This window comes from Acetobacterium wieringae (genome assembly GCF_026646375.1).
In the GTDB taxonomy this organism is placed as follows: domain Bacteria; phylum Bacillota; class Clostridia; order Eubacteriales; family Eubacteriaceae; genus Acetobacterium; species Acetobacterium wieringae_A.
The window spans coordinates 15601-40404 of record NZ_JAIPPU010000021.1 but is presented as its reverse complement, the minus strand read 5'-3'; the positions used below and the strand labels follow the sequence as shown (position 1 = coordinate 40404).

At 36.6% G+C, this 24804-nt stretch carries 21 protein-coding genes and 1 riboswitch; of the genes, 4 read left to right on the top strand and 17 right to left on the bottom strand.

From position 1 onward, the window contains the following. Positions 1 to 249 precede the first annotated feature (249 nt). The 3 genes from Q7P33_RS16030 to Q7P33_RS16020 all read right to left on the bottom strand — a co-directional run bounded on the left by Q7P33_RS16030 (position 250) and on the right by Q7P33_RS16020 (position 3094). Positions 250 to 939 carry a response regulator transcription factor gene (locus Q7P33_RS16030; RefSeq protein WP_303871750.1) on the bottom strand — a complete coding sequence of 230 codons (690 nt, stop codon included), beginning with the start codon at positions 937 to 939 and terminating at the stop codon, positions 250 to 252. After that, complete coding sequence (locus Q7P33_RS16025; protein ID WP_303871749.1) at positions 917 to 2386, bottom strand: cell wall metabolism sensor histidine kinase WalK; 1470 nt, start codon at positions 2384 to 2386, stop codon at positions 917 to 919. Before Q7P33_RS16025 ends, Q7P33_RS16030 begins: the two co-directional genes overlap by 23 nt. A 90-nt stretch (positions 2387 to 2476) precedes the next feature. Continuing rightward, on the bottom strand, positions 2477 to 3094 hold the full coding sequence (locus Q7P33_RS16020; protein WP_303871748.1) for a DedA family protein: 618 nt from the start codon (positions 3092 to 3094) through the stop codon (positions 2477 to 2479). Positions 3095 to 3385: 291 nt separating this feature from the next. Between Q7P33_RS16020 and Q7P33_RS16015 the strand changes: the two genes are divergently transcribed. From Q7P33_RS16015 to Q7P33_RS16000, 4 genes are all read left to right on the top strand, one after another. After that, positions 3386 to 3757: a zinc ribbon domain-containing protein gene (locus Q7P33_RS16015; RefSeq protein WP_303871747.1), complete on the top strand. Its 372-nt coding sequence runs from the start codon at positions 3386 to 3388 to the stop codon at positions 3755 to 3757. A gap of 4 nt (positions 3758 to 3761) precedes the next feature. After that, positions 3762 to 4481 carry a protein kinase family protein gene (locus Q7P33_RS16010; RefSeq protein ID WP_303871746.1) on the top strand — a complete coding sequence of 240 codons (720 nt, stop codon included), beginning with the start codon at positions 3762 to 3764 and terminating at the stop codon, positions 4479 to 4481. A gap of 96 nt (positions 4482 to 4577) precedes the next feature. After that, positions 4578 to 4674, top strand: a riboswitch (NiCo riboswitch). A 121-nt stretch (positions 4675 to 4795) separates the two neighbouring features. Beyond that, entirely contained in the window at positions 4796 to 7318 is a 2523-nt protein-coding gene (locus tag Q7P33_RS16005; RefSeq protein ID WP_303871745.1) for a cation-translocating P-type ATPase, read from the top strand. A 387-nt stretch (positions 7319 to 7705) separates the two neighbouring features. Beyond that, the gene (locus Q7P33_RS16000; RefSeq protein WP_303871744.1) at positions 7706 to 8485 is read left to right on the top strand and encodes a sulfite exporter TauE/SafE family protein; all 780 of its coding nucleotides are present in this window, start codon (positions 7706 to 7708) and stop codon (positions 8483 to 8485) included. Between the two features lie 644 nt (positions 8486 to 9129). Here the strand turns inward: Q7P33_RS16000 and Q7P33_RS15995 are convergent. The 14 genes from Q7P33_RS15995 to Q7P33_RS15935 form a co-directional block, all read right to left on the bottom strand. Next, positions 9130 to 9453: an STAS-like domain-containing protein gene (locus Q7P33_RS15995; RefSeq protein ID WP_303871743.1), complete on the bottom strand. Its 324-nt coding sequence runs from the start codon at positions 9451 to 9453 to the stop codon at positions 9130 to 9132. A gap of 61 nt (positions 9454 to 9514) precedes the next feature. After that, positions 9515 to 9706, bottom strand: coding sequence for a hypothetical protein (locus tag Q7P33_RS18080; RefSeq protein ID WP_369693326.1), 192 nt, complete (start codon positions 9704 to 9706; stop codon positions 9515 to 9517). Between the two features lie 454 nt (positions 9707 to 10160). Next, positions 10161 to 10877: a M48 family metallopeptidase gene (locus tag Q7P33_RS15990; protein ID WP_303871742.1), complete on the bottom strand. Its 717-nt coding sequence runs from the start codon at positions 10875 to 10877 to the stop codon at positions 10161 to 10163. Positions 10878 to 10880: 3 nt separating this feature from the next. Continuing rightward, on the bottom strand, positions 10881 to 13919 hold the full coding sequence (locus Q7P33_RS15985) for a type I restriction endonuclease subunit R (RefSeq protein ID WP_303871741.1): 3039 nt from the start codon (positions 13917 to 13919) through the stop codon (positions 10881 to 10883). After that, the gene (locus Q7P33_RS15980; protein ID WP_303871740.1) at positions 13920 to 14078 is read right to left on the bottom strand and encodes a hypothetical protein; all 159 of its coding nucleotides are present in this window, start codon (positions 14076 to 14078) and stop codon (positions 13920 to 13922) included. Positions 14079 to 14191: 113 nt separating this feature from the next. Beyond that, the gene (locus Q7P33_RS15975) at positions 14192 to 14863 is read right to left on the bottom strand and encodes a hypothetical protein (protein WP_303871739.1); all 672 of its coding nucleotides are present in this window, start codon (positions 14861 to 14863) and stop codon (positions 14192 to 14194) included. Between the two features lie 115 nt (positions 14864 to 14978). Further along, entirely contained in the window at positions 14979 to 16115 is a 1137-nt protein-coding gene (locus Q7P33_RS15970) for an FRG domain-containing protein (RefSeq protein ID WP_303871738.1), read from the bottom strand. Between the two features lie 186 nt (positions 16116 to 16301). Next, positions 16302 to 18227, bottom strand: a complete 1926-nt coding sequence (locus Q7P33_RS15965) for an ATP-binding protein (protein ID WP_303871737.1) — start codon at positions 18225 to 18227, stop codon at positions 16302 to 16304. Next, positions 18228 to 19358: an SIR2 family protein gene (locus Q7P33_RS15960; protein ID WP_303871736.1), complete on the bottom strand. Its 1131-nt coding sequence runs from the start codon at positions 19356 to 19358 to the stop codon at positions 18228 to 18230. After that, positions 19355 to 19492 (bottom strand): hypothetical protein, encoded by a 138-nt coding sequence (locus Q7P33_RS15955; RefSeq protein WP_303871735.1) that lies wholly within the window; start codon positions 19490 to 19492, stop codon positions 19355 to 19357. The genes Q7P33_RS15960 and Q7P33_RS15955 overlap by 4 nt, the downstream gene beginning before the upstream one ends. A 257-nt stretch (positions 19493 to 19749) precedes the next feature. Continuing rightward, positions 19750 to 20910: a hypothetical protein gene (locus Q7P33_RS15950; RefSeq protein ID WP_303871734.1), complete on the bottom strand. Its 1161-nt coding sequence runs from the start codon at positions 20908 to 20910 to the stop codon at positions 19750 to 19752. Between the two features lie 61 nt (positions 20911 to 20971). Beyond that, on the bottom strand, positions 20972 to 22258 hold the full coding sequence (locus Q7P33_RS15945) for a restriction endonuclease subunit S (protein WP_303871733.1): 1287 nt from the start codon (positions 22256 to 22258) through the stop codon (positions 20972 to 20974). 11 nt (positions 22259 to 22269) lie between these two features. Next, a complete protein-coding gene (locus Q7P33_RS15940) occupies positions 22270 to 23808 on the bottom strand; it encodes a type I restriction-modification system subunit M (protein WP_303871732.1) in 1539 nt (512 codons plus the stop codon). A 380-nt stretch (positions 23809 to 24188) separates the two neighbouring features. Then, positions 24189 to 24698: a leucine-rich repeat domain-containing protein gene (locus tag Q7P33_RS15935; protein ID WP_303871731.1), complete on the bottom strand. Its 510-nt coding sequence runs from the start codon at positions 24696 to 24698 to the stop codon at positions 24189 to 24191. Positions 24699 to 24804: the final 106 nt, after the last annotated feature.

Here is a 24804-nt window from a genome sequence, read left to right as displayed (position 1 = left end):
GAAAAGATCTTGGGGATTGAGCTTTTTGGATCACATCATTACAAATTCAAAAATTCCTTATAAGTCTTATTGAAATAATAAATCCTATGATATTCCAAGGCCCATATCTCTAGAACGTCTTGAAGAAATTTTGATGAAATTCGGTTTAATTGAATCCCTAAACGATGATTATCGGATATAATCAAACATTGTAATCTGCTGTCGTCGTTGAACAAGTAAAATCTAATATATTCCTACATTTTTTTATTTCTAAGCTTTAAAACGATAACCAACACCCCATACGGTTTGAATATATATGGGATTCGAAGGATCTTTTTCAATCTTTTCTCTCACTCGATTAATATGAACCGCTACGGTTTTTGTGTCTCCATAATTTTCCATTCCCCAAATTCGTTCATACAATGTATCTTTACTGAAAACGATGTCAGGATTAGTAATAAAAAATAATAGTAGCTCAAATTCTTTGTTTTTGAATTCGACCTCCTGATTGTTGATGTATACACGATGTTTTTTTATATCTACTTTAATGTTCCCAATGTGTATGATCTCCGATTTGACTAATTGGTCTACAGTTAATCGTTCGTATTGAGCAAAATTCGCTTTTACTCTGGCAACCAGTTCTGTTGGAGAAAAAGGTTTTGTAATATAATCATCACCACCCAATCCTAGTCCTCTTATTTTATCCACATCTTCAATTTTTGCGGTTACCATGATAATTGGTATGTTAATGACTCCTCTTACCTGCTTACAGATTTCAAATCCATCAATACCCGGAAGCATTAAATCAAGCAGAACCAAATCATACTTTCCTGATTTTATTTGATTTAAACCTGCAATACCATCCTTCTCAATTGAAACCTCAAAACCATTGATCTCTAAAAAATCTCTTTCAATTTCTGCAATAGCGATATCATCCTCAACTATCAGAATTTTTTTCAAGCTTGAAACCTCCTAATTCTTTTGGAAAACTCATAATAATAGCAAGTCCGCCATTCATTACATTCTCTGCTCGCATTGAACCACCCAATCGTTCTAGAATCTTTGCTGAGATAGCAAGCCCTAAGCCACTCCCTTTACTTGGATTACATCTAGAAGGATCAACCCGATAAAAGACATCAAAAAGATGCTCTAATGCTTCACAAGGCACACCTGGTCCATCGTCAGAAAATGATAAGAGTACCTCATCTCCAGCTTCCCAACATATTATTTCTAACTTTGCCAATTCTTTGTTTTTATACTTTACACTATTTTCTAAAATATTTATGATCGCATTTCGTAATTGGATTCGATCAATAAGAACGGTTGATTTTTTTGTATTATTCTTAAACTTAATACTAAGACTTTTTCTCTTATATTCTTCTAAAACCGAATTCACTATTACGGTCACTTCTCGACTTAATTCAACACATTCCAGATAAAATGGAAATTCCCCAATATCCAGCTTTGAAAACATGAATAATTGATTTACAATATGTTCCAGATCATTCGTCTTTTCCTTGATGATGTTTAAATAACGTTTCTGTATGACTGGTGTTGAAGCGACCCCTTTTTCAATTCCTTCAACATATGCTTTGATTGAAGTAAGTGGGGTACGTAAATCATGAGAAATCCCGGCAATCAGCTCTTTTCGATTAGCTTCATCTTTTTGTTTTCCATTAACTGAATCCAAAAGACGTTGAGCCATTTCATTAAAATCAGAGCAAATCGCCGAAAATTCGTCTTCTCCTGTGTATTCAATGCGATAGTCCAGTTGACCATCACGAATTTGGTGAACACCATAAACGAGTATGTCTAAGGGACCTGTAATATGATTAAATACAAATTCAATTAAAAAACGATTTGTCAGGATGATAATAACAATAAAAAGTAAAAACATAAGCAGACCGAGGCCAATTAAAACATCTCGATAATTTTCGTAATTATCTCCTGTATACCTGAGATAATTATTATCCACCAGAACAATACTGTATTCTCCGGCATTTTCTCGATAAACAGCCGTGTTATCCATCACAAAAAGATGTCTTTCATCTTGTGAAAGAACAATATCGATAAACTGATTTTTGTTTGAAGCAGTTAAGGGATATATTTCTTCTTTCCCCACAAAAACGGATAGCGACAAGCCAAAATCCTTATACCGTTGATTGAAATTTTTCACTTCCTTTTTAATCAACTCTAAATCGCCGTTTGTCGTCAATTCTTCACCATAATTGCTTGTTTGCTCAACTGCGTGCTTGAAATATTCATCATCAAATAAGATACGATTAAAATCATACCCTGTTACACCTAAAAATATCAGCACTATTCCACTTACTACCAAAACACCCAAAAATACGGGTATAACTAGCATTAATATATTTGAAAAAAACAACCGCTGTTTAATCGTCAAAAACCATTCACCGCTTTCTTCGTTTTTTCAGTATTTTAACATAATCTGTTCGATTAATCTGAACGAATCTGTCAATCACTTTGAAAATATTTATTTTTGTTTTTTCCTGACACTTTTTATTTTATAACAAAGACCAATACTTACTAAAGTAAATGCAATAGCAATATACGTAATCGTTGAATAAACATCAAAATAATATAAGATCGTCTGCCAGGATTGACCCAATATCATTCCACAAACCACAAGAATACTATTCCAAATGAGAGAACCCATGACAGTATAAAACACAAAGGATTTTAAATCCATTTTTGCCATTCCAGCCGGTATGGAAATAAGACTGCGAACAACTGGGACAACTCTACCAAAAAAAACAGCTTTTTTTTCGTATTTTTTATAAAACTTCATTGCTTTTTTGATATCGGTTATTTTTAATCCTAAATATTTTCCATATTTAATTGTAAATCTTTCAATTCGTTCGAAATTGAGTATTGTCCCTAACCAATACAATATAATTGCGCCAATTAATGAACCCGCTGTTGCAACTCCAATAACCCCTAATACGTTCATTTCAGTTTGAGTTGTCATAAATCCGCCGAATGCTAATATAATTTCGGATGGAATCGGAGGAAATACGTTTTCTATAATAATAAGTGTAAAAATTCCTAAATACCCAAATTGCTCCATAATATTAATAATCCAATCTTGCATAAATTCACTTCCTTAATTTATTTTTTTAAATTGTGTTTGCAGGTTTCATCTAATTTTCAACTTTTTAAACCCCGCTAGACTTGTGTATTATAAAACAGATAATTAAAATTCAAAGTAATAATAGTTAAAATTTTTATAAACTGATCAATAACTTTTAATTTAATCGTTTCTATATATTTGTAAATATTTATTGCATCAAACCTTAATTTTGTTTAATTCACTTGACGAAAACAGGTTTGATACTATAAATTAGAACTAAATAAAATCATATTTTAAAAAGAGGTGTAAAAAATGAGTTATTCATCAAGGTCGTCAAAGAGTAAACATTATAAAAGCGGAAATCAAGGCAGCAGTCACTATAAAAAGAAAGGGCTCTTCGGAAATATGTTTGATATGCTCGGTTCTGGTTCAGGAAGCGGAAGACGTACCCAACATAACAACATGGGAAATCCCTCTCAAACTACTCAGCCCAGTCACCAACCGACCGGTAGTCAAAATACGACGGTATGTGGAAGCTGCAACGCGACAATTCCAGCGGGTTCAAAATTTTGTTTGCAATGCGGCCAAAAAGTAAATAACGCCGCATTCTGTTTAAACTGTGGTGAAAAACTTCCACCTGGTTCAAAATTCTGTCTCAGCTGTGGTCAAAAAGTAAATCAGTAAACTGATGCTTTTCAATAATAAGTTAAACCTTATTGGAAAACAAATTGGCGGATATACCATATCGACCCTGATTGGCCATGGTCGATATGGTATCTGCTTTCTTGCACGTTCAAATAATGGTCAAACAGTTATCTTGAAAAAATTTAGGCCTCAGATGTTTAAGAAAAATTGGAAGAAAAACGCCTATGAAGCCGTCATGCTTTCGCAATTAAATGACGACAGAATACCTGAGTTATTGGGTATTATCAATGAAAAGAAATTTTATGGATTTGTTCTGGAGTATAAACCAGGACATACTGTAAAAGAAATGCTTTTTAAACAGAATTATAAATTTTCTAATGAAGAAATTTTCAATATTGGTACTAAACTCATCAGCATTATCAAATACCTTCATAAAAATCACATCGTTCATCGCGATATCCGAACACCCAACGTTCTGATTGATCAGGAAAATGTATATCTTGTGGATTTTGGGTTGGCAAGATGGGCTGATCCAAATCAATACCCGTTTGATTTGGATTTTTCTTATCTTGGCGATTTTTTGTTGTATTTATTCTATTCCTCCTATGAGACGACAAAAAAACACAAGCAATCACCTTGGTTTGACGAACTAAATTTAGCCCCTGAGCAAAAAATATTTTTAAAGCGATTACTTAGACTTGAAGAAACCTATAAATCTATTGATGATATCGAAACTGATTTTATTCGATTATTTAAGATTTAATTCAAAGGTTTACTTCATTTCGCAAATAACCATATCTTGACAAATCTTCTAAAATATATTAGACTATAACTATCTCTTTGCACTGCATATCAATTTACAGTACAACCTGATCAGGCGATGAACCTTAAACCGTTCATGGTGCCGGGCCGTAACAACGGCAGCAGATTTAATTTTTAACATCTGTGGGACAGAAGTATGTTCCCACGGGTGTTTTTTTATACCCTTTTAAGAACATTGACTGGATTTAACCCATTTATGGAGTGACTTGGAGGCTATTATTTTAAAGCCAAATTGGCTACAAATGGAGGTTTGATTTGAAAGAGTATACAACCAGTCCAGCAGGACTAACCACCCTAGAAGCGCTTCAGCGCCAGGAGCAATTTGGGAAAAATGAATTAACGCCGCAGAAAAAAGAGAGCTTTTTTCACAAGGTACTGCATATTATTTGTGAACCGATGTTTCTCTTACTGCTCGTTGCAGCAGGTATTTACTTTATTCTGGGAGAACCCCGGGATGGTGCAATCATGCTGGTATTTGTTATCGGTATTATCAGTATTGATGTCATTCAGGAATGGAAAACCGATAAGACACTTAATGCCCTCAAAGATTTATCCGCACCCCATGTTAAAGTTATCCGTGATGGACAAGAATTAACCATTGCCAGTGTCGATCTGGTTCCCGGTGATTTGATGATGGTTTACGAAGGTGTGAAAATTCCAGCTGATGGAATTGTTATCAAGTGCAGCGATTTATGTGTCGATGAATCATCACTTACTGGTGAAGCGGAAGGCGTTTGGAAAATCACAACCGAAAATGTCGATCCTTCTTCGGATTATTGGCGTAAAGATTATTGTTATGCGGGAACCCTTGTTACCCAAGGAACGGCAACGATCCAAGTTGACAAAATCGGCGCAACCACCGAATATGGAAAAATTGGTACGAATGTGGCCGCTGCCCCGGATGAACCAACGCCACTACAAAAACAAACCGGAAGCCTGGTTAAACTTTGTGCCGGGATTGCCGCTGTTCTGTTTGCTCTTGTTGGAGTTGTTACCTATATCAACATACCCGATCATGCCTTTGGCGATCGTCTGATTGAAAGTATTTTAGCTGGTATCACCCTGGCGATGGCGATGATCCCGGAAGAATTTCCAGTCATTCTTACTGTATTCCTTTCTATGGGAGCATGGCGCCTGGCTAAAAAACAATCGCTGGTTCGTAAACTGCCTGCCGTTGAAACCCTCGGTGCGGTTTCTGTTCTTTGTGTTGATAAAACCGGAACCATCACGATGAACCAGATGACAGTTCAAGATACCTGGGCAATTGACGGCAACGTTGATAATCTTTGTGAAGTCATGGGACTTGGCTGCGAAACCGATGCTTACGACCCCATGGAGAAAGCAATGCTAACACATTGCGAAAAAGTAGGTTTTTCAAAAGAACATCTCTTTGGCGGTCAATTAATTACCGAATATGCCTTTACCAATGAATTAAAAATGATGGGTCATGTTTGGTATCATGATGCCGAAATCATTATCGCAGCAAAAGGTTCTCCTGAAAGGATTCTCACAATTTGTGATCTTTCATCGGAAGAGCTTTTAGTCGTTGATAATAAGATACGTGAAATGTCTGAGCAAGGTTTGCGGGTTATTGCTGTTGGTTCTATGAAACCGGCAACAGAAGCAGAAATCCCTCCCGAAATTACGGATTGTCAGCTGACTTTATGTGGGTTAATTGGCCTTGCCGATCCACCTCGAGAATCGGTCAAAAATGATATTGCACTTTGTACTAAAGCTGGCATTCGGGTGGTGATGATCACCGGTGACAATGGCATCACCGCTGCGAGTATTGCCAAGAAAATTGGCATGCCCAACTCCGATCATATCATTACAGGCGATATGCTCAATGACATGACTGATGAAGAATTATGCGAAAAGGTTAAAGATGTTAGCATCTTTTCCCGGGTTGTTCCGGAACATAAGATGCGAATTGTTAAAGCCTTTAAAGAAAATGGCGAGATTGTCGCCATGACTGGTGATGGTGTTAATGATGCTCCGGCTTTAAAATATGCCGATATTGGTATTGCCATGGGCAAGCGAGGTTCTGAAGTATCTCGTGAAGCTGCGGATCTCATTTTAATGGACGACAACTTTTCAACCATTGTTTACACCGTGAGAGATGGCCGTCGCGTCTATACTAATATTCAAAAGGCGGTCGGCTACGTGTTTACCATTCATATCCCCATTGCACTTGCCGCATTACTTGCCCCACTGCTTGGCGTAGGCCCGGGAAGCCTGCTATTATTGCCGCTTCATGTCGTATTGCTGGAGTTGATTATTGATCCGACTTGCTCCATTGTCTTAGAACGTCAACCTGCTGAATCAGATATCATGGAACGAAAACCGCGTGATCCCAAAGAGAAGTTACTCAATGCCAGCATTCTCTTAAAAAGCATCGCCCAGGGTCTGGTTTTATTTGCCGCATCTTTTGGCACCTATTATTATGTTTTGGGACAAAATCCAGAGAATCCGGAACTTGCCAGAACGATGGGTTTTGCAATTATTATGCTGGCCAATCTTTTCCTTGTCCAAGTCAACAGCTCTGATCATGATTTTGCATTTCAATCGATGAAACGATTGGCAAAAGATAAGGTGATGTGGGCCGTAAACATTGGAACTCTCGTTGGGCTGTTTATTATTCTCTATACCCCACTGAACGCCTTTTTAAAGCTTGCCCCGCTAACAGTTAGTCAGTTCTTTATTGCCTTTGGTATCGCCGGCGTTTCAGTTTTATGGTATGAAATAGTAAAACTTATTAAAAAAAATTATCATGTTTAGAAAACTTCCTTATACCATAAATGAACCACGCCCTTTCAAGTAGACAGTGGTAAAACTTAAACTTACGCCGTCAATCACATTTTGAGTTTGCCGGCATACTCTTGCTCAAGATCTCTGATCGTTCATGTATTCAATGAAGGGTCATGAAATTTAAACGTTTTTGGTATCGGCGATGATTGAAATAGACTATATCGGTGTCTACGAGGCCAATATTATCTTATCATAGAAGGATTTTGCACGACATACATTACACTTCCGTTCACTCTATTCTCCCCAGCACAACTGGGGAGAAATCTTTTCATACAATTAACAGTTTGGTTGGTTAACACGTTTGGGGGATAGACAAAAGAAAAAATACTAAAGATTTAATGAAAGCGACGTCATATAATGAAAATTGGGGTAATCTATTTTTTTATTATTGTTTTTGCCAATACCATCGGATCGATTTCCGGAATGGGTGGTGGCATTCTTATCAAGCCGATGATGGATGCTATTGGCATTCATTCGTTGGTTGAAATTGCTTTTTATTCCTGTACAGCCGTTTTATCAATGTCAATTGTTTCTACCTGTCGACAACTTAAAAATCCAATCAATATAAATATAAAACTGGCTTTGTTTCTGTCTTTCGGTGCTCTGATAGGAGGAATTTCAGGCCAATATATATTTAACCAGTTGCTGGAATTTCTTCCCGATGATTCAGCAGTTCAATTAATTCAAATTATTATAACCGTTTCAACTCTGGTCTTTGCGTTGATCTATACCATCAAGAAATGGCAATCACTAGAACTTGCCAACGTAATATTCTACTTTCTCGTTGGTGTATTCCTTGGTTTTTTGGCCTCTTTATTGGGTATTGGCGGTGGTTCTATCAACGTGGCGTTACTGATGTTCTGTTTTGGCATCCCCATCAAGGAAGCCACGGTGTATTCCATCATTACCATTCTTTTTTCCCAGCTTTCAGCCTTAATCACCATGGGATTTACCACCGGCTATGATTTTTTTGACCTAAGTTTGTTGTTATCCATTGTTCCTGCTGCCATCATTGGTGGATTCCTTGGCGCAAAACTCAGTGGTATTCTGTCTGAAAAGATCGTTTTAAAATTATATCAGCTTATCATCATTGCTGTGATTGTCTTAAATATCTGTAATGGAATTATGCTGAACTAGCTCAAAGGTTGAGGTTCAATGTTTTTATCCTGATTAAGAGCAAAACACCTGCTACTTATAACGTAACAGGTTCTATCTAACATCAATATTGTTGCGTAGTTCTTGGTGGCTGAGAAGGTCGGAGTCGAACCCACGTCCGAAAGCTTTGTTAACATTGAAATTCTCCGAGCGCAGTCATTACTTTTTTCTCGTTTTTATTCTCTGTAATGAAAAAAATCAGAACCCGTCTATTTATTCATCAGAGGAGCAAGACATTCTCCAACAATGGTTCCCTACTATCATGAACACCAAATCCAAAACCGCAGATTGTGATGGGTGGTGTGCGTCAATTTGTTTGTCGTGAAGTTTGAAATTATCCTTGGAGGCTTACTAAGCCCTTGTTAATCAATATTGTTTACTTAACAGGAGGTCTTTTGAGATAAGAAGCAACTGAATTTTAAGACCGATGAGCACCTGATCCGACCTCATATCACTGCATTCAAAGGGATGATCAGTCGATTAAATTGAAAATCGTGTTGAATATGGACGTCTCAGTCTCGTATTAATCCCCCTTTCAATTTTTATTTGCAAATCAAAATTGAAAGGTTTGTCTAGCTTTTGAGAATTTAATCATTTCAAATAATTGAAAATGCACCTTTTTCTACTTAACATTTTCGGGGGTTTTCATTAATTAAGCAGTTTTCTGTATTCAAAATTCTTGTTATCATTCCCTTAACTTCATCATTTGCATTGATGTAATTAATTTTAATTTTTGATGTTTTATTCTGAAATACAACAAAGATTTCATGACCAAAAGCCTGTCCAATGTTATTGATTTCTTCAAAATCAAGAGTGACCTCTTTGAAAGCACTTAAATTCTTTAGAATGCGTCTTGCCTCAGATCTTGACATGGGATATTTATTTTTACATAAAGTGTTCAATTTGATTTCTATCATGTCAGATCCTTCTTCTTTTAATAATTCCATCATTTTATTAGTCCTCCAGTTAATAGAATATTCATTTCTTTTGAATTGAGTGCAATTTATTAATTTACGATATTGCTGTAAGATCATTACTGGTTATTGTACTACAATCAAAATAGCAATCTTGCTCTAGCTCATCAGATATTTCTTCCGTTAAATCGTTAAATGAACAACTAAACAAGTCACATATTTTTTCAAGTAGATTGACCTTTAATCGAAGTTCATCTTCTTCAAATTTTATTATTTGTGTTTGATCAATTCCTAAATATATCGCAAAGCACTTCTGACCAAACGTGTTTTTTCACGCATCATCATAACTTTAAATCCAATTCTATTAGTATTCATTGCTGTTTCTGTAATCCTTTTCCAATATTGTAAGATTGTGATCGTGAATGCTGGCAACAAATCCCGGATTGCAGAAATCTGTGATCTGGACAGAAAAACAGTAAGACCAGCTAATAATCGTCTCGGTAAAAAAATGCACTATCCGCTAAAATTCGATAGAATTGAGTATTCCAATTGAATAGTGCACCTATTCCGATGATTCAGAGCACTCGGGGATGCTATCTAATTAGAATACTCACAAACCACAAAAATTTATAATTCAGCCCATCTTACTTCTTACATTTCTCATCCTAGTCGATCTTCAAATCTGCTTGAGAGCAAACCTTCCCGAATAACCATGCTTACCTTTGTCCAACTTTCACGTTCTCTTAAAAATCATACCTCAACCCATTATTTTTCAACCATTCCTTCCGATTTTCATAATCGGGTAGGACTTTTTTCAGAAGCTCCCAAAATTCTTGGGAATGATTCATATGCACTAGATGGCACATTTCGTGGGCAACGATATAATCCAGTATTGGAGCCGGACACATGACGCATTTCCAATTAAACAACAGCTCCTTGTTTTTTGTACAACTTCCCCAGCGTTTCCGCTGATTCTTGATTACCAGCCGTTTTGGAGCCATGTCAAAATAAGTCTGATAATAGGCCAACCGTACTTCGATCTTTTCAGTTGCCTTATCTCGGTACCAGTTTTCCAAAGTTTTTCTGATCATCGCTTCATCCCTTGTTGGCGTTGTAACAACCAGCTTCCCTCGATAAAGCTTCGCCTCTGAAAAAGTTACATCCGGTTCATATTTTATATCCAAGCTGTAATTACGACCCAAATACGGAAAGGATTCCCCATTTATATACTGTTTATGACTTTTTTGATGTTCAATTTCTCTGATCTCAAAAAGCTTACTGACAATCCATTTCGATTTGCTCTTAACCAACTCCAATATTTCCGCTTCGTCAAGACCCACCGGTACAATGACAGTGATCCGATCTGGCGCTTCGATTTCAATCGCCAAGGTTTTTCGTTTTCGGTAAACCACATCAAATGTGATCTGCTGGGTTCCATATTGATAGGATAGCCGGTTCATGATCTAATCCAACTCCCCATAATGAATTTTAGCCAGATCCATGATCGGATTGATCAAGCGAGCGACACCATCATAGCCTAGTACCGTGTAGTAGCTCCCCAGAAGCATTTCATAGATCGCTGTTTCCATTTCCGACAGCCGGGTAGGATTCGTTTTAAAACCCCGAACCCGATTATCCAGAATAGTCTTTTCGATGTCCATGGTGATGTCTTTAAACACATCCTCATCATAACCCGCAGTATAGGTTGCCCCTCCATCTTCAACTTTACTGGGAGAACCTGAATTTTTGATCGTTTCATAAATGGCCAACTGACGCTTCTGGGTGAAGCCCAGATCTCTGGCAAGTTCCTCCTCACCATTATTCAGTTCTCGTTCCACAAACTCTTCTAATTGTTTCCGACGTTCCTCCCAGTTCAAGTTGGTTTCTTCAATGAGCTTTAGCAGACGTTCCAACAGGGTCTGGTAATGCACCGGGTTCTCTTTCATCTTGACTGTAATAATGTGTTTGATTGCATGCTCCATGGTGGACGCAATGGCTTCATCTGACCCGTGATAGATTTTTTCCTTAAAGTCTTTATCAAATAAGGTAATGGGTTCAATCCACTGATAAACCCCTTGGGATTTCAGATGTTCTGAGATCAGTTCCCGGGCCTTTTCGCCACAATCTGAAATATCGATGGCGTCTTCCGGCTCAAACCGTGCCTTAGCTCCTGCTCTCAGGTAAGACAACCATTTCAGAGCATTAAGATCGTCCTGGGTCACATGGGTGGGCATCAAAGTATTCACAGCCACAGCAAACCGTTTATAGGCCGTTTCAAATTCAGCCCGGATGTTCGCTGGCTCTAAGACATTCATCAGAGCATCCAGATTGCTTTTATCCACCCCGTCAAACATACGCATGGCCTGCTCCTTGTAATCCAGCATTTTTCGGTACAGGCTGTCGATGTTTTCCATTGGTTCCCCCACATCAACCGTGTCAAAGATTTGCAGTGCCTCCTCCAGATGCCGCGTCACGCCGAAATAATCCACCACTCTACCAAAAGCTTTGGTTCGTTGGCTTTCCACTTCTTTTCCGTTTTCATCACATTGCTTAAACGACTTATCATAAGTTCTGTTGACCCGGGCAATGGCTTGAAGCAGGTTGTGTTCCTTCAACGGGCGATCAAGATACATGACATCTTCAATTTTTGCGTCAAAACCAGTCAGAAGCATGTCTTTTACAATAATCATACACAGGCGATCCTTTTCAATTTCCCGTTTAAACCGGGCAAGAATCAGATCCTGTTCCCCCTTGGAAGTTCGATGGTTCTTGATCATTAATGCATCATTATTGTCCGCCGAAAAAATAACCGCGACCTCAATGGGGTTATCCCCAAAAACTGACGGCATATGCTTCATCAGGGCATTGTAATATTTCACACAGGCTAACCGGGATACGGTGACAACCTGAGCCTTAAATCCCAGTTTATAGCTGTTATCCCGATAATGGATCAGCAGATCTCGGGCGATATCATCAATGCGGTCATCCGCCTCCGCTAGGGTAATTTTATTAAAATACCGGGCTTTGATGGCCTCACGCTCCAAATCGGATTTGTTTCTAAACCCCTCATCAAAATCCTCATCCAACTGTTCCTGAATGATCTGGAGATCCTGCCGGCGACCTTCATAGACAATGGCGACTGTATTTCCATCTTCAACCGCCTGAGAAATGGTGTAGCTATCAATGAGTTCTCCGAAAGTTCGGTAAGTGGATTTATCCTCTTTCTCGATGGGAGTTCCGGTAAAACCAATAAAGGTGGCATTGGGTAGAGCCTTGCGCATATTCATGGACAGGTTGGAATACTGGCTACGGTGCGCCTCATCGGTAAAGACAATGACATTACTTTTATTAGTTAGCACCTCAATGGCCTTATCAAAAAACAGCTTGATTGCTTGGTGTCCATCTTCAAAAATTGGCTGTTCATCGGTTTCGCACTGGAACTTCTGGATGGTTGTACAGATGATCTTTGCCTGCCCTGCCGACAGCAACGCCTTCATTTCCTCCACGGTTTCTGCCCGGGTGAGGATTTTGTCCAGATTGGATTTGGCCATCGTGTAGGTGGCCGGAAAGATGCCCTTGAAAGTATGATAAAGCTGTTTATCCAAATCGATACGGTCGGTGATAATGACCAGCATGGTATCTTCCAACCCCTTGGTCCGTCGGATCATCCGGGCCAGCATCACCATTGACAGTGATTTTCCGGAACCCTGAGTATGCCAAATCACGCCACCCTTCTCAAGCGGGGTTTTTCCGGCTTGAATCCGTTTGATGGCTTTCATACAGGCTCTGAATTGTTGGTACCGGGCTAGCTTTTTAATCCGGATGTCTCCCTCGGTTTCAAACAACACAAAAAACTGCATAATTAACAGCAGGTTCTGCTTTTCCAGAAGACCCTGCAAAAACAGATTCTGACCGTTGTTTTTAAGATCCACCATATCTTGAACTTTAAAAGGATATGGGTCTTTCCACTCCAAATAATAGTCGTAACCTGCAGTGATCGTCCCAGCATAAGCGTGGTATTTATTGATGATTCCTGTGAAAAAGTTGGTGTGAAAGAGCTTTTGAGCCCCTTCAGAAACCACATCACTGCGACTATCCATGTAACGACAGAGCTGATCGTAGGCGTCTTTTTTACCCGCCTTAATGCCCATGCCACCTTCTTTGAAAGGCGATTTTGCCTCAATCACCACAATCGGCAGACCATTAATAAAGATGATCAGATCCGGGTAAATGGTTTTATTCAGCCCCTGAACAGCAAACTGGTTGGTTACCAGAAAATCATTGTTCTCCACATCTTCAAAATCAATGAGTTTCACGGTGAGTTTTTTCTTTTGCCCTTCAACCGACTGGGTAACCGTGAATTCCAAATCCACAATGGCCCGATGGATCTTTTCGTTGATGGCCAGCAATGAGGTACCCAAAGCGTCGGAATTGGTGAAATACTTGAGGGTGCTGTCCAGTGACGTCACGGTCATCCATGGATTCAGGCGAGAAAGAGCCATTCAAAACCGCTTAATGAGGATCACATCCCGAAGGGACTCCCGCTCACCAAAAGATGGGGTCAATTTCTCCCCTTCCACGTAATCATAGCCCAAGTTTCCGGTGAGATAATCAAGGGCCGGTTTTTCGACTAATGTGTACTCGTTTCCAAGATATGACATGGTGCCTCCTAATTGATATGATTGAATAATGTGATTAATTGTTAACCGTTCTCATTAAATTTTCGTTTTTTAATGACTGCTGGATTCTTACCATCTTAGGCTGATTATTTATTTTAATTAATTTCCCAAATGGTAATTCTAACTTGATTTTTTAAAAGATCTTCCACTGATTTTTCTACTAACAGTTCCGTTATTTTATGATCATCCGGCACTCCACTGTTTCCTCCAATGACAGGGTACATGCAGTCTATGATTGGTTTAACCGTACCCGACGCAATCGTTGCGATGCTCAGATTTGTGGGGCCGAATTCCAAACGCATGGAACACCTTTCATTAACGCAAGCCCGATTATCAAAACTCGCTAACCATTCCGGTATTCTATGATCTGTGGCTTTCTTAGGGAATTCTCCTTGATAGATGCCTACGAATATTGGTTTCTCACCGCATCTTTCAAACCCAGTGCTTACAACATCTTTTAATATTAGCCCCGGATTTTCATTTTCTTTCTTTACCGCTTTCCAACTCACGATATTTTTTCGCTTCTTTTCATACCATCCCAATTTCGAGGCCAGCACAGCAAAAACAGGCTCACAAAGATTATCAATATCAAATGCGTATTTTGACATATTATCTGGTGTTATTCTGAATTCAAATTCGAGTGAGTTGTACTGATTATTTTCGCTTCCAATATATTCCTTGATGGTATTTTTCCACTCTATCTCAGAGTTTGTGGCAAAGGTTGCCGGTCTGCCTGGTATCCAGTATTTTTTTGGGGTGCAAGTCATTGTTTACCCTCCGGTTCGTGTTCTTAAGTAGTCGTTTAGTAATTTCTTAACCTTAGTTTGAAGACCTAAAAAGTTTGTTTTAAAAATAACTGTTCCTGTGTAATAATGTAGATCCTCAATACTTGCTTTTTATGTATCGCGCAATACTATCGAAGTCATTGTAAATATATTTTTCATTAATACCGATGAAATCCAAGTCATGAAGGATTTTATTTTTGTTTTTTACAACAATAATCTCATCTGGCCAAATTCTCTGAAGCGACAAAATGTGGCTATCATACACTTCTTCTTTATATGACAGATAGTTTTGATATATAAATAAACTCTCCTGATGAATCCCACGGTTAAAAGCAAATATTGGTTTGTAAACCATCAGCGGCAATCCATCAAACCAAGGATTATACATTTTATTTTTGATCATTTGTTTGATAAATAGTCTTAAAAAAAAGAAGTATATATAAACTACATGTTGCTCATAATTTCCCCTGTCAATTTCATGGGAAAGACTGTCATTTTCAAAGATAACGCTCCATCTGTTATCTGAATTAAGTACTTTTTTGTAATCTTGGTATTCCGGCAAATTAATTTCTCGTTCGCTTTCTGGTATAGAATCCCAGCATAAAAAGCTATCAAATGGACTTTTATCGTAAAACACATATTTATAATCATCAACTAGTTCTTTGAAACAATCATAAAATGCCTTTTCGTTTTCTTTTTCGAATTCTTTCAAAAGTTGATAGAAAGCCTGAACCGCTTCTTCACAGTCTGAGCTAATAATTTCTAAAATATTATTATTCAAACCTTTATTGAATATTTCAGTAATATCAATACAACGATTTTTGATTAAATAAATGTATCCGTACTCTGAATCATTGTCTCTATCATTTTGACAAGCAAAATAAAGTGACACTAATGGAGAATTTGAAAAATCTATCAGATTCGTTGGTAAACCATGATGTTGACAGAATCCTAGAAAATTTTTCTTTGTTTCTTCATTGATACTATTCCATACTTCACGTCGATACTCCTCTTTCATTTTTAAAAATGGATATTCTTCATTACTACCAAATCCTTTATACTCAGTTCTAAATGCCGATGCAATTATTGAATCATAAGGCGCTGGTTCTCCTCTAAAATAAGAGTTCTTATAATTATCATTTGTAACCAATTCAATGAATTCTGATAAAGAATTTACAATAATCTCTTTGGGCGATTTTAATTCACCCAAGTCCTCATATGCTGATAAACCCAATAATTAAACACCTCCTGAAACTTTTTATTTTTATACTATCAAATGGCTAAAAAGGTATTTGTCTTTCACGTTTTTAATTATGTAATCTTGCGTAGGAGGAATATCACTTAGTTTTATTAATAACGTATAATGCATGATGTTCCCATCTGCGACTTAAATCAATAAAAATGCGAATCAATTTTATCTTTATAAATCAAGACCCGTTGTCATTTTGTTAATTTTGAGTACTGGCTTTTTTTTGCGCCATAGTTTTGCTAAATCTGCACTATCACTGTTTGGCACTTCATTATCGTCTAGTCTTTCAACCTGTACCAAAAGAGGCATTTCAAAAGAGGTGCCAGTAATAATGCACTGTCCTGGAGTAAGACTAGATAACCGTTGTCGAGATAAGCTATCCAAGGAGCTTAATGTATTTGCAATCATTTTTAAATCTAAATCATTTACTAATCGGTGTAGAAAAAAATTATGTAATTGAGAAATGATTGTTGACGAAATATCATAAGGTCGCTGACTGGCAATGGTCAAATAGAACCCAAACTTTCTACCTTCTTTTATTATTTCTTCAAAAACTTCTAGCCGATAATCTTTCCAAGTACCTTCTTCTCGATTTGACTGTTCTGATAAAATATTGTGTGCTTCGTCAATTATAAGATGAAATGTATGATCAATTTTTTCATCATCTTTACAAAGTTTCTTGTGTGTATTATATTCTTGTTTTGCAACTAATAATGGGATAATTTTTTTGGCTTCGAGGTTGCAATTTTTCATGGAAATTACCATAACTGTTTTTTCATTTACAACCGGTCCTACTTCAATTATTTTGTCCAAAAAATTTGATCTTGACTGAATTCTTGAAAGTAACGGGTTAACATGTTCAAACTGAAAATTATTATAGTGTAAACCATAAATTAATTGCAAATTTACGATAATGATTAATTTATCAATGAGTTTTAACTGTTCAATTTTTTCCAAAATATAACCACAACTAATTATTTCACGAAGAATTTCAGATTTTTCATTCACGTCCCCATCTGACATTCCTGAAATAAATATATCACTGGAAGGTCGATTATGATAATAAAACGAACCTGCCTTCGAATGCCACAAGCAATTAATCCAGGGGATTTCTATCATTTCACCATCTTCATCACACCAAAAACCGCTTTCATCAACAGAAATTCCGATAATTTGATAGACTTTTTTCAATAGTTCCAAAGCTTCTTTATGATTATTACCTTTAAACACATTCCTAAAACCCATGCAAATCCCGTCTATTATCACTTGGGCATCAATATCGTTGGTATCTTTATTAACATAAAAATTAATGGCATTTTGTAAAAAAGGACGTTGTGTCTTCTCAGTAGCAGAAAAAAGAATAGATAGTGTCTCAATATCCCAAAAGCTTTCAGGTGTTATTTTAAACTTATTACTAGTTATATTATTTGTTGATAGATTTATGACATTTTTTTCCGATGTTAATGTATCAGGTCCCATATATTCCCCATTAAAATCAATAAACAAAAACTTGCTCTTATGCTCTAGTTGAATGCTTTTATTATTCGCTTTAAATAATTCTGTATAAATTTTTGCCAAAGTATTTGATTTGCCGCTACCTGTGTTTCCAAAAATGCCAAAATGCGTATTAAAAATCTGATCCCATTGTAACTCAATCGTAATTTGTTCCTGAATGCTTTTACCTAAAGGTATCGTATTATTTGAAATACAACTGCTTCCATGAATAATTTGACGAATTTCCAGATCATTTAGTAACACAACTTCATTGAAAATCATCGGGAAGCATTTAATTCCGAATTCAAATACCTCGTTGAAAAAGCTTCCAATAATTGATAGCTCGACTTTTCTTGTAAACCTATTTAATTCGAATGTCTGGTTTTCATAATCTCTCGATTTATCTTCAAGGTATTCTTTTTCAACTCTTCCTACAATTTTGTATGGGCCACGAATAATACCAACATACTCGCCAATGTTGACACCTCTATATGTTTCACCATCATAGAAATATGAAAGCATGTTTGAGTTCTCTCTCATTTGAACCGTAATTCTTAAACCATCAATAGTTATAACATTTCCAACTACATAATTTTTTTTCATTTATATGCAACCCGTTAGCATATTATTCATGAAATCAAAATTACCGTTGATTTTACTACCATCTATATTCATTTCATTAGTTGGATAAAATTCGACGTTTTTATATTGACTAAATTGTGTTCTCAATAACGCTAAACTAATTTCATCATAAGCAATAATAATTACTTTTAACGAAGGATTTAACATAGAACGTTTCAAAATATTTAAAATATGTTCGTCTGCAAAAGAAAATGCAAAGACGATTAAAACCGTATCACGCTTTTCCATCTCATAACTGAAGGAGCGAATCATTTGATAATAATGCTGTTCAAATACCGTTTCATGGAACTTCCATTTGTCCGGATTAATAATCGGAAGTGTTTTATAAGCATCATAAAATTCTTCTAAGAAGGTTTGATTAAAGTCTAAAAGTGTTAATTCTTTGTTGATATTAAAACAAATATCGCCACCTAAAAAAGATGTATAATTGAATATTTTGTCGATTTTTTCCAACTCAAAATTTTCATTTTCTAAAATTTCGTCTAATTTTTCCATACAATTATTTTTATAACTCACGCTTATATGCTCATTTTTTTCTTTTCCCCAGCTGACTGAACCATGCATTTTAAATAGGTTAATTGTGGGTACTTCTCGTTTATAATTGTCATTGAAGCCGCTGTGTGAAACATTTAAATAATAATTATCAGTGTCTAGTTTCTTATTGATAAAACCTCGACTGCCATCATTAAAAAAGCACAATGGATTTGAACAAATAGTCAAATCAAAAGCAGATTCAAAAAGGAGATCATAATTTGTAGTGAAAATATTAGCACGTCTTGGTTTTTCATTACTTTCACGTGTTAAAATATCCAATAATATACGAATGAATTTCTCATATGAAGATTGGGTTACAGCATAATTACTTGACTCCTTTTTCATTTTTTGCAATTGCATAGGAGAAATCCATTTTGCATAATAGTAGCAATATAGAAGAATTTTATTATTATCTGTAATCAGTTTAGAGGATAATACTTCTTCAAAGGATGGCAAATTATCGCCTAAACTTAAAGTTTGAAACAGGGGCATACTTGCACCTGAACCGATTAAAAAATTAATGTTTTTCCCACTAAGCGTTTCTAAAACAGTACTCATTTATTCTCCTTTAATTTTGCTATTAAATTTGACTTTGAGTTCTTTTGAAAGTCTGCACTGATGACTTTTAGAAATGGCGGTTTTCTTTCTTTACCCACTTCATTTACACCTGCAATATCTGCTTGCTCGATCATTTTAGAACACCTGAAATCATCCAAAAGAACTTTTTTTAGCTTGTAAATAGGGATTGGTTTTGAAATCGGAATTTATGTGGTTCGACGCCACTCTCTCAGAAATATTGAGAATCTCTTTCATATCGGCAATCCATTAGGTTTTTACAGTAAACCACACATTTTTTTGAAGAAAGTTTGAATTTCTATAGATTGCCGTAGGCTTCTCCATAATTATGATATAAAACGACTAACTTATTAATTAATAACACAACAACCTATTATTCTAATATCTTCGAGTCATCTAAATTAAGCGAAATTGTCTTTTCTAAGGCACTTGATAATTTATTCATTAAGTTCGTAATAACCACATTCTGTTCATCAAAATGCTTTCCATTAAAACAACTTTCTATTAAGCCATAGAAAGGTAATTCCTGGTTAAGTAATTTTTGATCTATTATGAAAACACCTTTATTTTTCAAACTATAGTGCATCATACAGCTTCTAAAATCGCCATTAAAGTAAGTATCCCGATCCGCTTTTATTTCATCGATCAAATTTATCAAATCTTTCATTTCAGATGAGTAGTCAATGTTTTTGTTAATGATATTATTTTTGAATTTTTCCAAACCACAATAAGCATAGTATGTGACAATATACTTGATCCTAAAAAGATATGTATTTTCTTGAGGTAGTATGGTACTCAGCAAATTTTTAACTCCATTTAGGGTAGCTAGTGTATGAATGAGAAACAATATTTGTGCTTTGTCCAACCCATCAATATGCCCCAGATTATCAGTGTGCATGTCTTTATAAAAAATTTCCACATCAGTTTTTATCGGTACTGTAAATTCAGTCAACTTAACTGGTTTTAGTAGAGTGGTAATAGATTTTGTGCATTCGCCAAGAAAAATGCCTAGTTGATGCATCGATTTAGAAATTTCTATATCCTTATCGTCTGCTTCTCTAATAATTGATTCCATGTATTGCGTGTTACTAATATACCGATGGTAGCCGTCGGTATAAAAGCCTATATTATAATAGAGATTATTCGTTTTTATAAATTCATACTTTACTTCATTTCTGAATTTTAAGTCAGCCTCCTCATCAATTTCCAAAATGCCTTTATAAATCTTGTTTATTTTATTCATTGTCTTCTTTAAATCATTACGAATAGTCTCAGGAGAGTGTGAAGAATTATTTTTTATATTAGTAAGGATTCTTTTTTCTTTTAAAATATTTAATGCTTCCACACAAGATAAAGATAAATATGGCAGTATTATTAAAAAAATAATTGGAGCACCTTCAGTTGGTTGATTCTCATTAATAATCTTTTCAATGGTTTCAAAATCATTTTTAATTAACTGCAAATTCAAAATTTCGACAAAATTCAGATTCTTTGGTTTATTCTTTTTTGAGGATCTCATTTTATTATTACTCATATTTCTTCCTCTCTTCTATATGAAAATCAATATCATCTCGGTAGTTTTCCATAACCGCTCTTTAGTTTACTCTGATTTTTCCAGTCAACAGCTGTTCCATCAGTCCTTTTTTTAGCTTGGTGAAATCTGTTTTTTCTTTTTCATAGAGCTTGATGCGGTCGTCGATAGAGAATAGAATTTCGGCGATGCGATGCTGTTCTGAGAGTGATGGGATGGGTAAAAGTGTCTTTTTGATAATATCCATACCTACAAGATTTTTCATTGCACCTCCTTGCGTGTTTTCTGTTATTTTGTTTTGAAAAGCTTCCCATTCGAAGTATTGATAAAAAAATCCATCATTAAATTTTTGCTTGTCCAGAGTTATTTTCAACAATGCTTGATTGATTACTCCTTTTTCAAAACCCTGGGGAATCCGAAATATTTTCCCAATTGTTCCTGAACAACTAACAATAAAGTCCCCTTCTTTCAAACTGAATCGTTCTAATTCTTTAAATTTAACTTCATCAATAAAATAGTTGCCAATTAAAGCACTTTTATTTATGGCATTTTTTTGTTCATAAACTTTGTATCCTTTTTCTTGGAAATATGCTTTTTTTAGTGCTCCGCCAAAAGGGCCCCTAACCAATCCTTTTTTTACACAAATATTCTCAAGTGTATTCACTTCCCATGCCTTAGGTATTTCTCCAATCTCAGTATCTTTAAACTCGGTATGGCCGATACCCCGAGTCAGTAGCTGTTGCATCAAGGCTTTTTTTAGTAGCTGAGTGTCTGCAATGATGGTGTCCAGTTTTTCCAGATGGACGTCAGTGGCGGACAGGATTTCGGCAATACGGTGTTGTTCTTTAACAGTTGGTAACGGGATTTCAAGTTCTCTAATTTCTTCAAGATGTAAATTTGTGACAGTACCCTGTTTTGCCCTTAGTTTGATTTGTCTGAGACAATTATCTGACTTGAGAAATTGTTCGAGAAACTTTTTATTTATTGAACCTTCTGTCACCTTAATCAAACAAAGACTCACAAAGATACTAAATTCTTTTTGCCAATCTATTATTTTCGGAATACCTATAGTTCCGTTTTTTGAATATAAAATATCACCCATTTCAGGTTTGCATCGTTTTACAAGTTGAATATGTTCTTCTTTCGAAATATACTTAACATTTTTCCAATCTATTTCTTTTTTTTGTATGTCAGTTACTCTTAAAAAAGGTATACCTATCTCAGTATACTGAGGTGTTTTATGAGTACCATCAGTAATCTTAGTACACAAGCTTTTTAATTTCAATACCGCCCAATCCTCCGGCAATACCCCAATCTCTGTTTTCTTATACCCGTCTTTAGTTTCTTTCATCCCATCCCTCATTATATCTGTTCAAAGCCCAGTTGCTTCAAAAAAACGTTAATGGTTTCCTTAGACGTTGCCAGTTCAGCTTCGCGTTGGGACAGTCGAGCGATAACGACGTCCATGTCGATGGATTCTTCCTCCACTGAGGTGTCCACATAGCGGGTGATGTTGAGGTTGTAGTCATTCTTGCGGATGTCATCTAGATTAGCCAAGGTGGCAAATTTATCTTCGTCGCTGAAAGCGTCGTAGGCATTGATGATATGATCGATATTTTCCGGGGTCAGTTTGTTTTTGTTGCCGTCCTTGACAAAACCCTGGGAGGCTTCAATAAAGAGCACCTTGCCCTTGCGGTCTGCGGTCTTGTTCTTGTTGAGAATGATTACGGCGGCCGGGATTGAAGCACCGTAGAACAGGTTCTGGGGAAATCCGATGACAGCTTCAAAAAGATCATCTTCCAGCAGGCCTTGGCGGATCTTCCCTTCTTCACCGCCTCGAAACAGAATCCCATGGGGCACTACCGTGGCCATAATCCCTTTAGTGTTTAGGGAGGCCAACATGTGCTGAACAAAAGCAAGATCACCATAGTTGGCTGGGGCGACCCCATAGTTGAAACGACCGTAGTCGTTTTTCTGGGCGACTTCCCGGCCCCAGTTTTTCAACGAAAACGGAGGATTAGACAGCACCATGTCGAAGGTTCGAAGTACGGAACCATCGGTGTTTTGCGGGTGACGGATGGTGTCGCCTTTCCAGATAGTGGCACCAGAGACGTCATGGAGAAGCATGTTAAGCTTGGCAATAGCCCAGGTGGTGAGGTTGATTTCCTGACCGAAAAGCTGGAGGTTTCTATGGTTCTGTCCCTGACCTTTGACGTACTCGATGGCGGAAACCAGAAAGCCATCTGATCCTGCACAAGGGTCATAAATGGACAGGTTTTCGTGGGGCTTGATCAGTCGGACCATAATATCTTTGATCTGGGTAGGGGTATAGAATTCTCCGCCTTTTTGTCCACCATCATCGACAAACTTCTTGATGAGATACATATAGGCATCCCCTAGAATATCCGGAGATACAAGTCCTTCATTGGAAAGGTTCATCGAATCAAAGATCTGAATTAGCTGATTGAGCTTGCCATCGGGCACCCGTTCTTTGTCGTTATAATTAGCAGTGGTAAGCACCCCCACCAGTTCAGCGTTACGAGGCTCGTCTTCGATGGCTTTGAAGGCCTTGTCCAGTTCGGCACCAATGTTCAGGTTCATGTCTTTGAATTTGGCCCAACGAGCTTGCTTAGGAATAAAGAAGTTCTGATAGACTTTTGGATCTTCTAACACCTGTTCTAAAGCATTCAGTGGCAGATTTTTAAACTTGATTTGCTTGTCAGCATGTTCTGCGTCAAACTGGTCGTTAATCCGTTTAAGAAACAGCATCCCGAAGATATATTCCATATACTGGGTTGAGTTGAGGGTACCTCTGAGAACATCGGCACAATCCCATAATTTTTTTTCAAGGGTGGCAAGATCCAGCTTAATGATTGTTTTCTCTGAAGTGATATTTTCCATTTTTTTCTCTCTATCTTTATTAATCTGGCAGGTTTCCGCCGTTTTGTTACTCTTTGTAATGTATATTTTATGAAACTATGCAATCTTAGCATATTATTATAATTTTAACGCTTTTAGCGTAAACAGGCAATTAGTTTTCTAATATTTGTCAAAATGCTTCAACTTTATTGATTTTTTCTATTTAGCAAACCTTGCTCTTTTCTTATACAAAAATAAAACCCACAGCATTATGTACTGTAGGTTTAGCATATAAATATAATTGAAAATCGTCGGTTTATTTGTTAATCTATGTGCTTTCTAGTTTTCAACATTCAATAATATCCGATAATAACAATCAAATTATTAGCAAACAAGTATAAAGTCATACGGAATTCTCTCCGTCATGCTTTATCCGACCGGTGAAGTTTTACATTCGGACATCCTTCAAAAGCTTTATCACTGATATCCTCTATGGTAGAGGGTAAGTAGACATCTACTAAGCTAACACAGTCTTTGAATGCCCAAGCCAAAATTTTTCGGGTTCCCTCGTTGATTCTTACTGTTTTCAGCTGAGCACACTCGTTAAATGTGAAAGCAGCGATCCGATCAACACTGCCGGGAATATCGATTTCTTCGATACCACATCTGGTCATGGCATATTGCCAAAAATCTTTGAGATTAGAAGGTAATTTCACACTTTTTAATTTCTCACATCCGTCGAAAATGAATCCTCCAATCTCTATGATTGTATCTGGAAATTCTACACGCACTAATTCTTTATGTCCTTTAAACAAATCATCACCAACGATAAGAATATCTTTATCCGCTGGAATAATTGCTTCTTCCCCGTCTCCATTAGCTTCCATTAAGCACATGCCAAAATCTTGAGTTTTATAATAATACTGATACATCTCTTATTTTTCTCCTTACGTTTCAAGGTAATATAATTTTGCATTATAAATGTTTTTTGGTTCCTGTTTTAGTATAGCATAAAAGAAGTTCAAACTGCTTATTTTG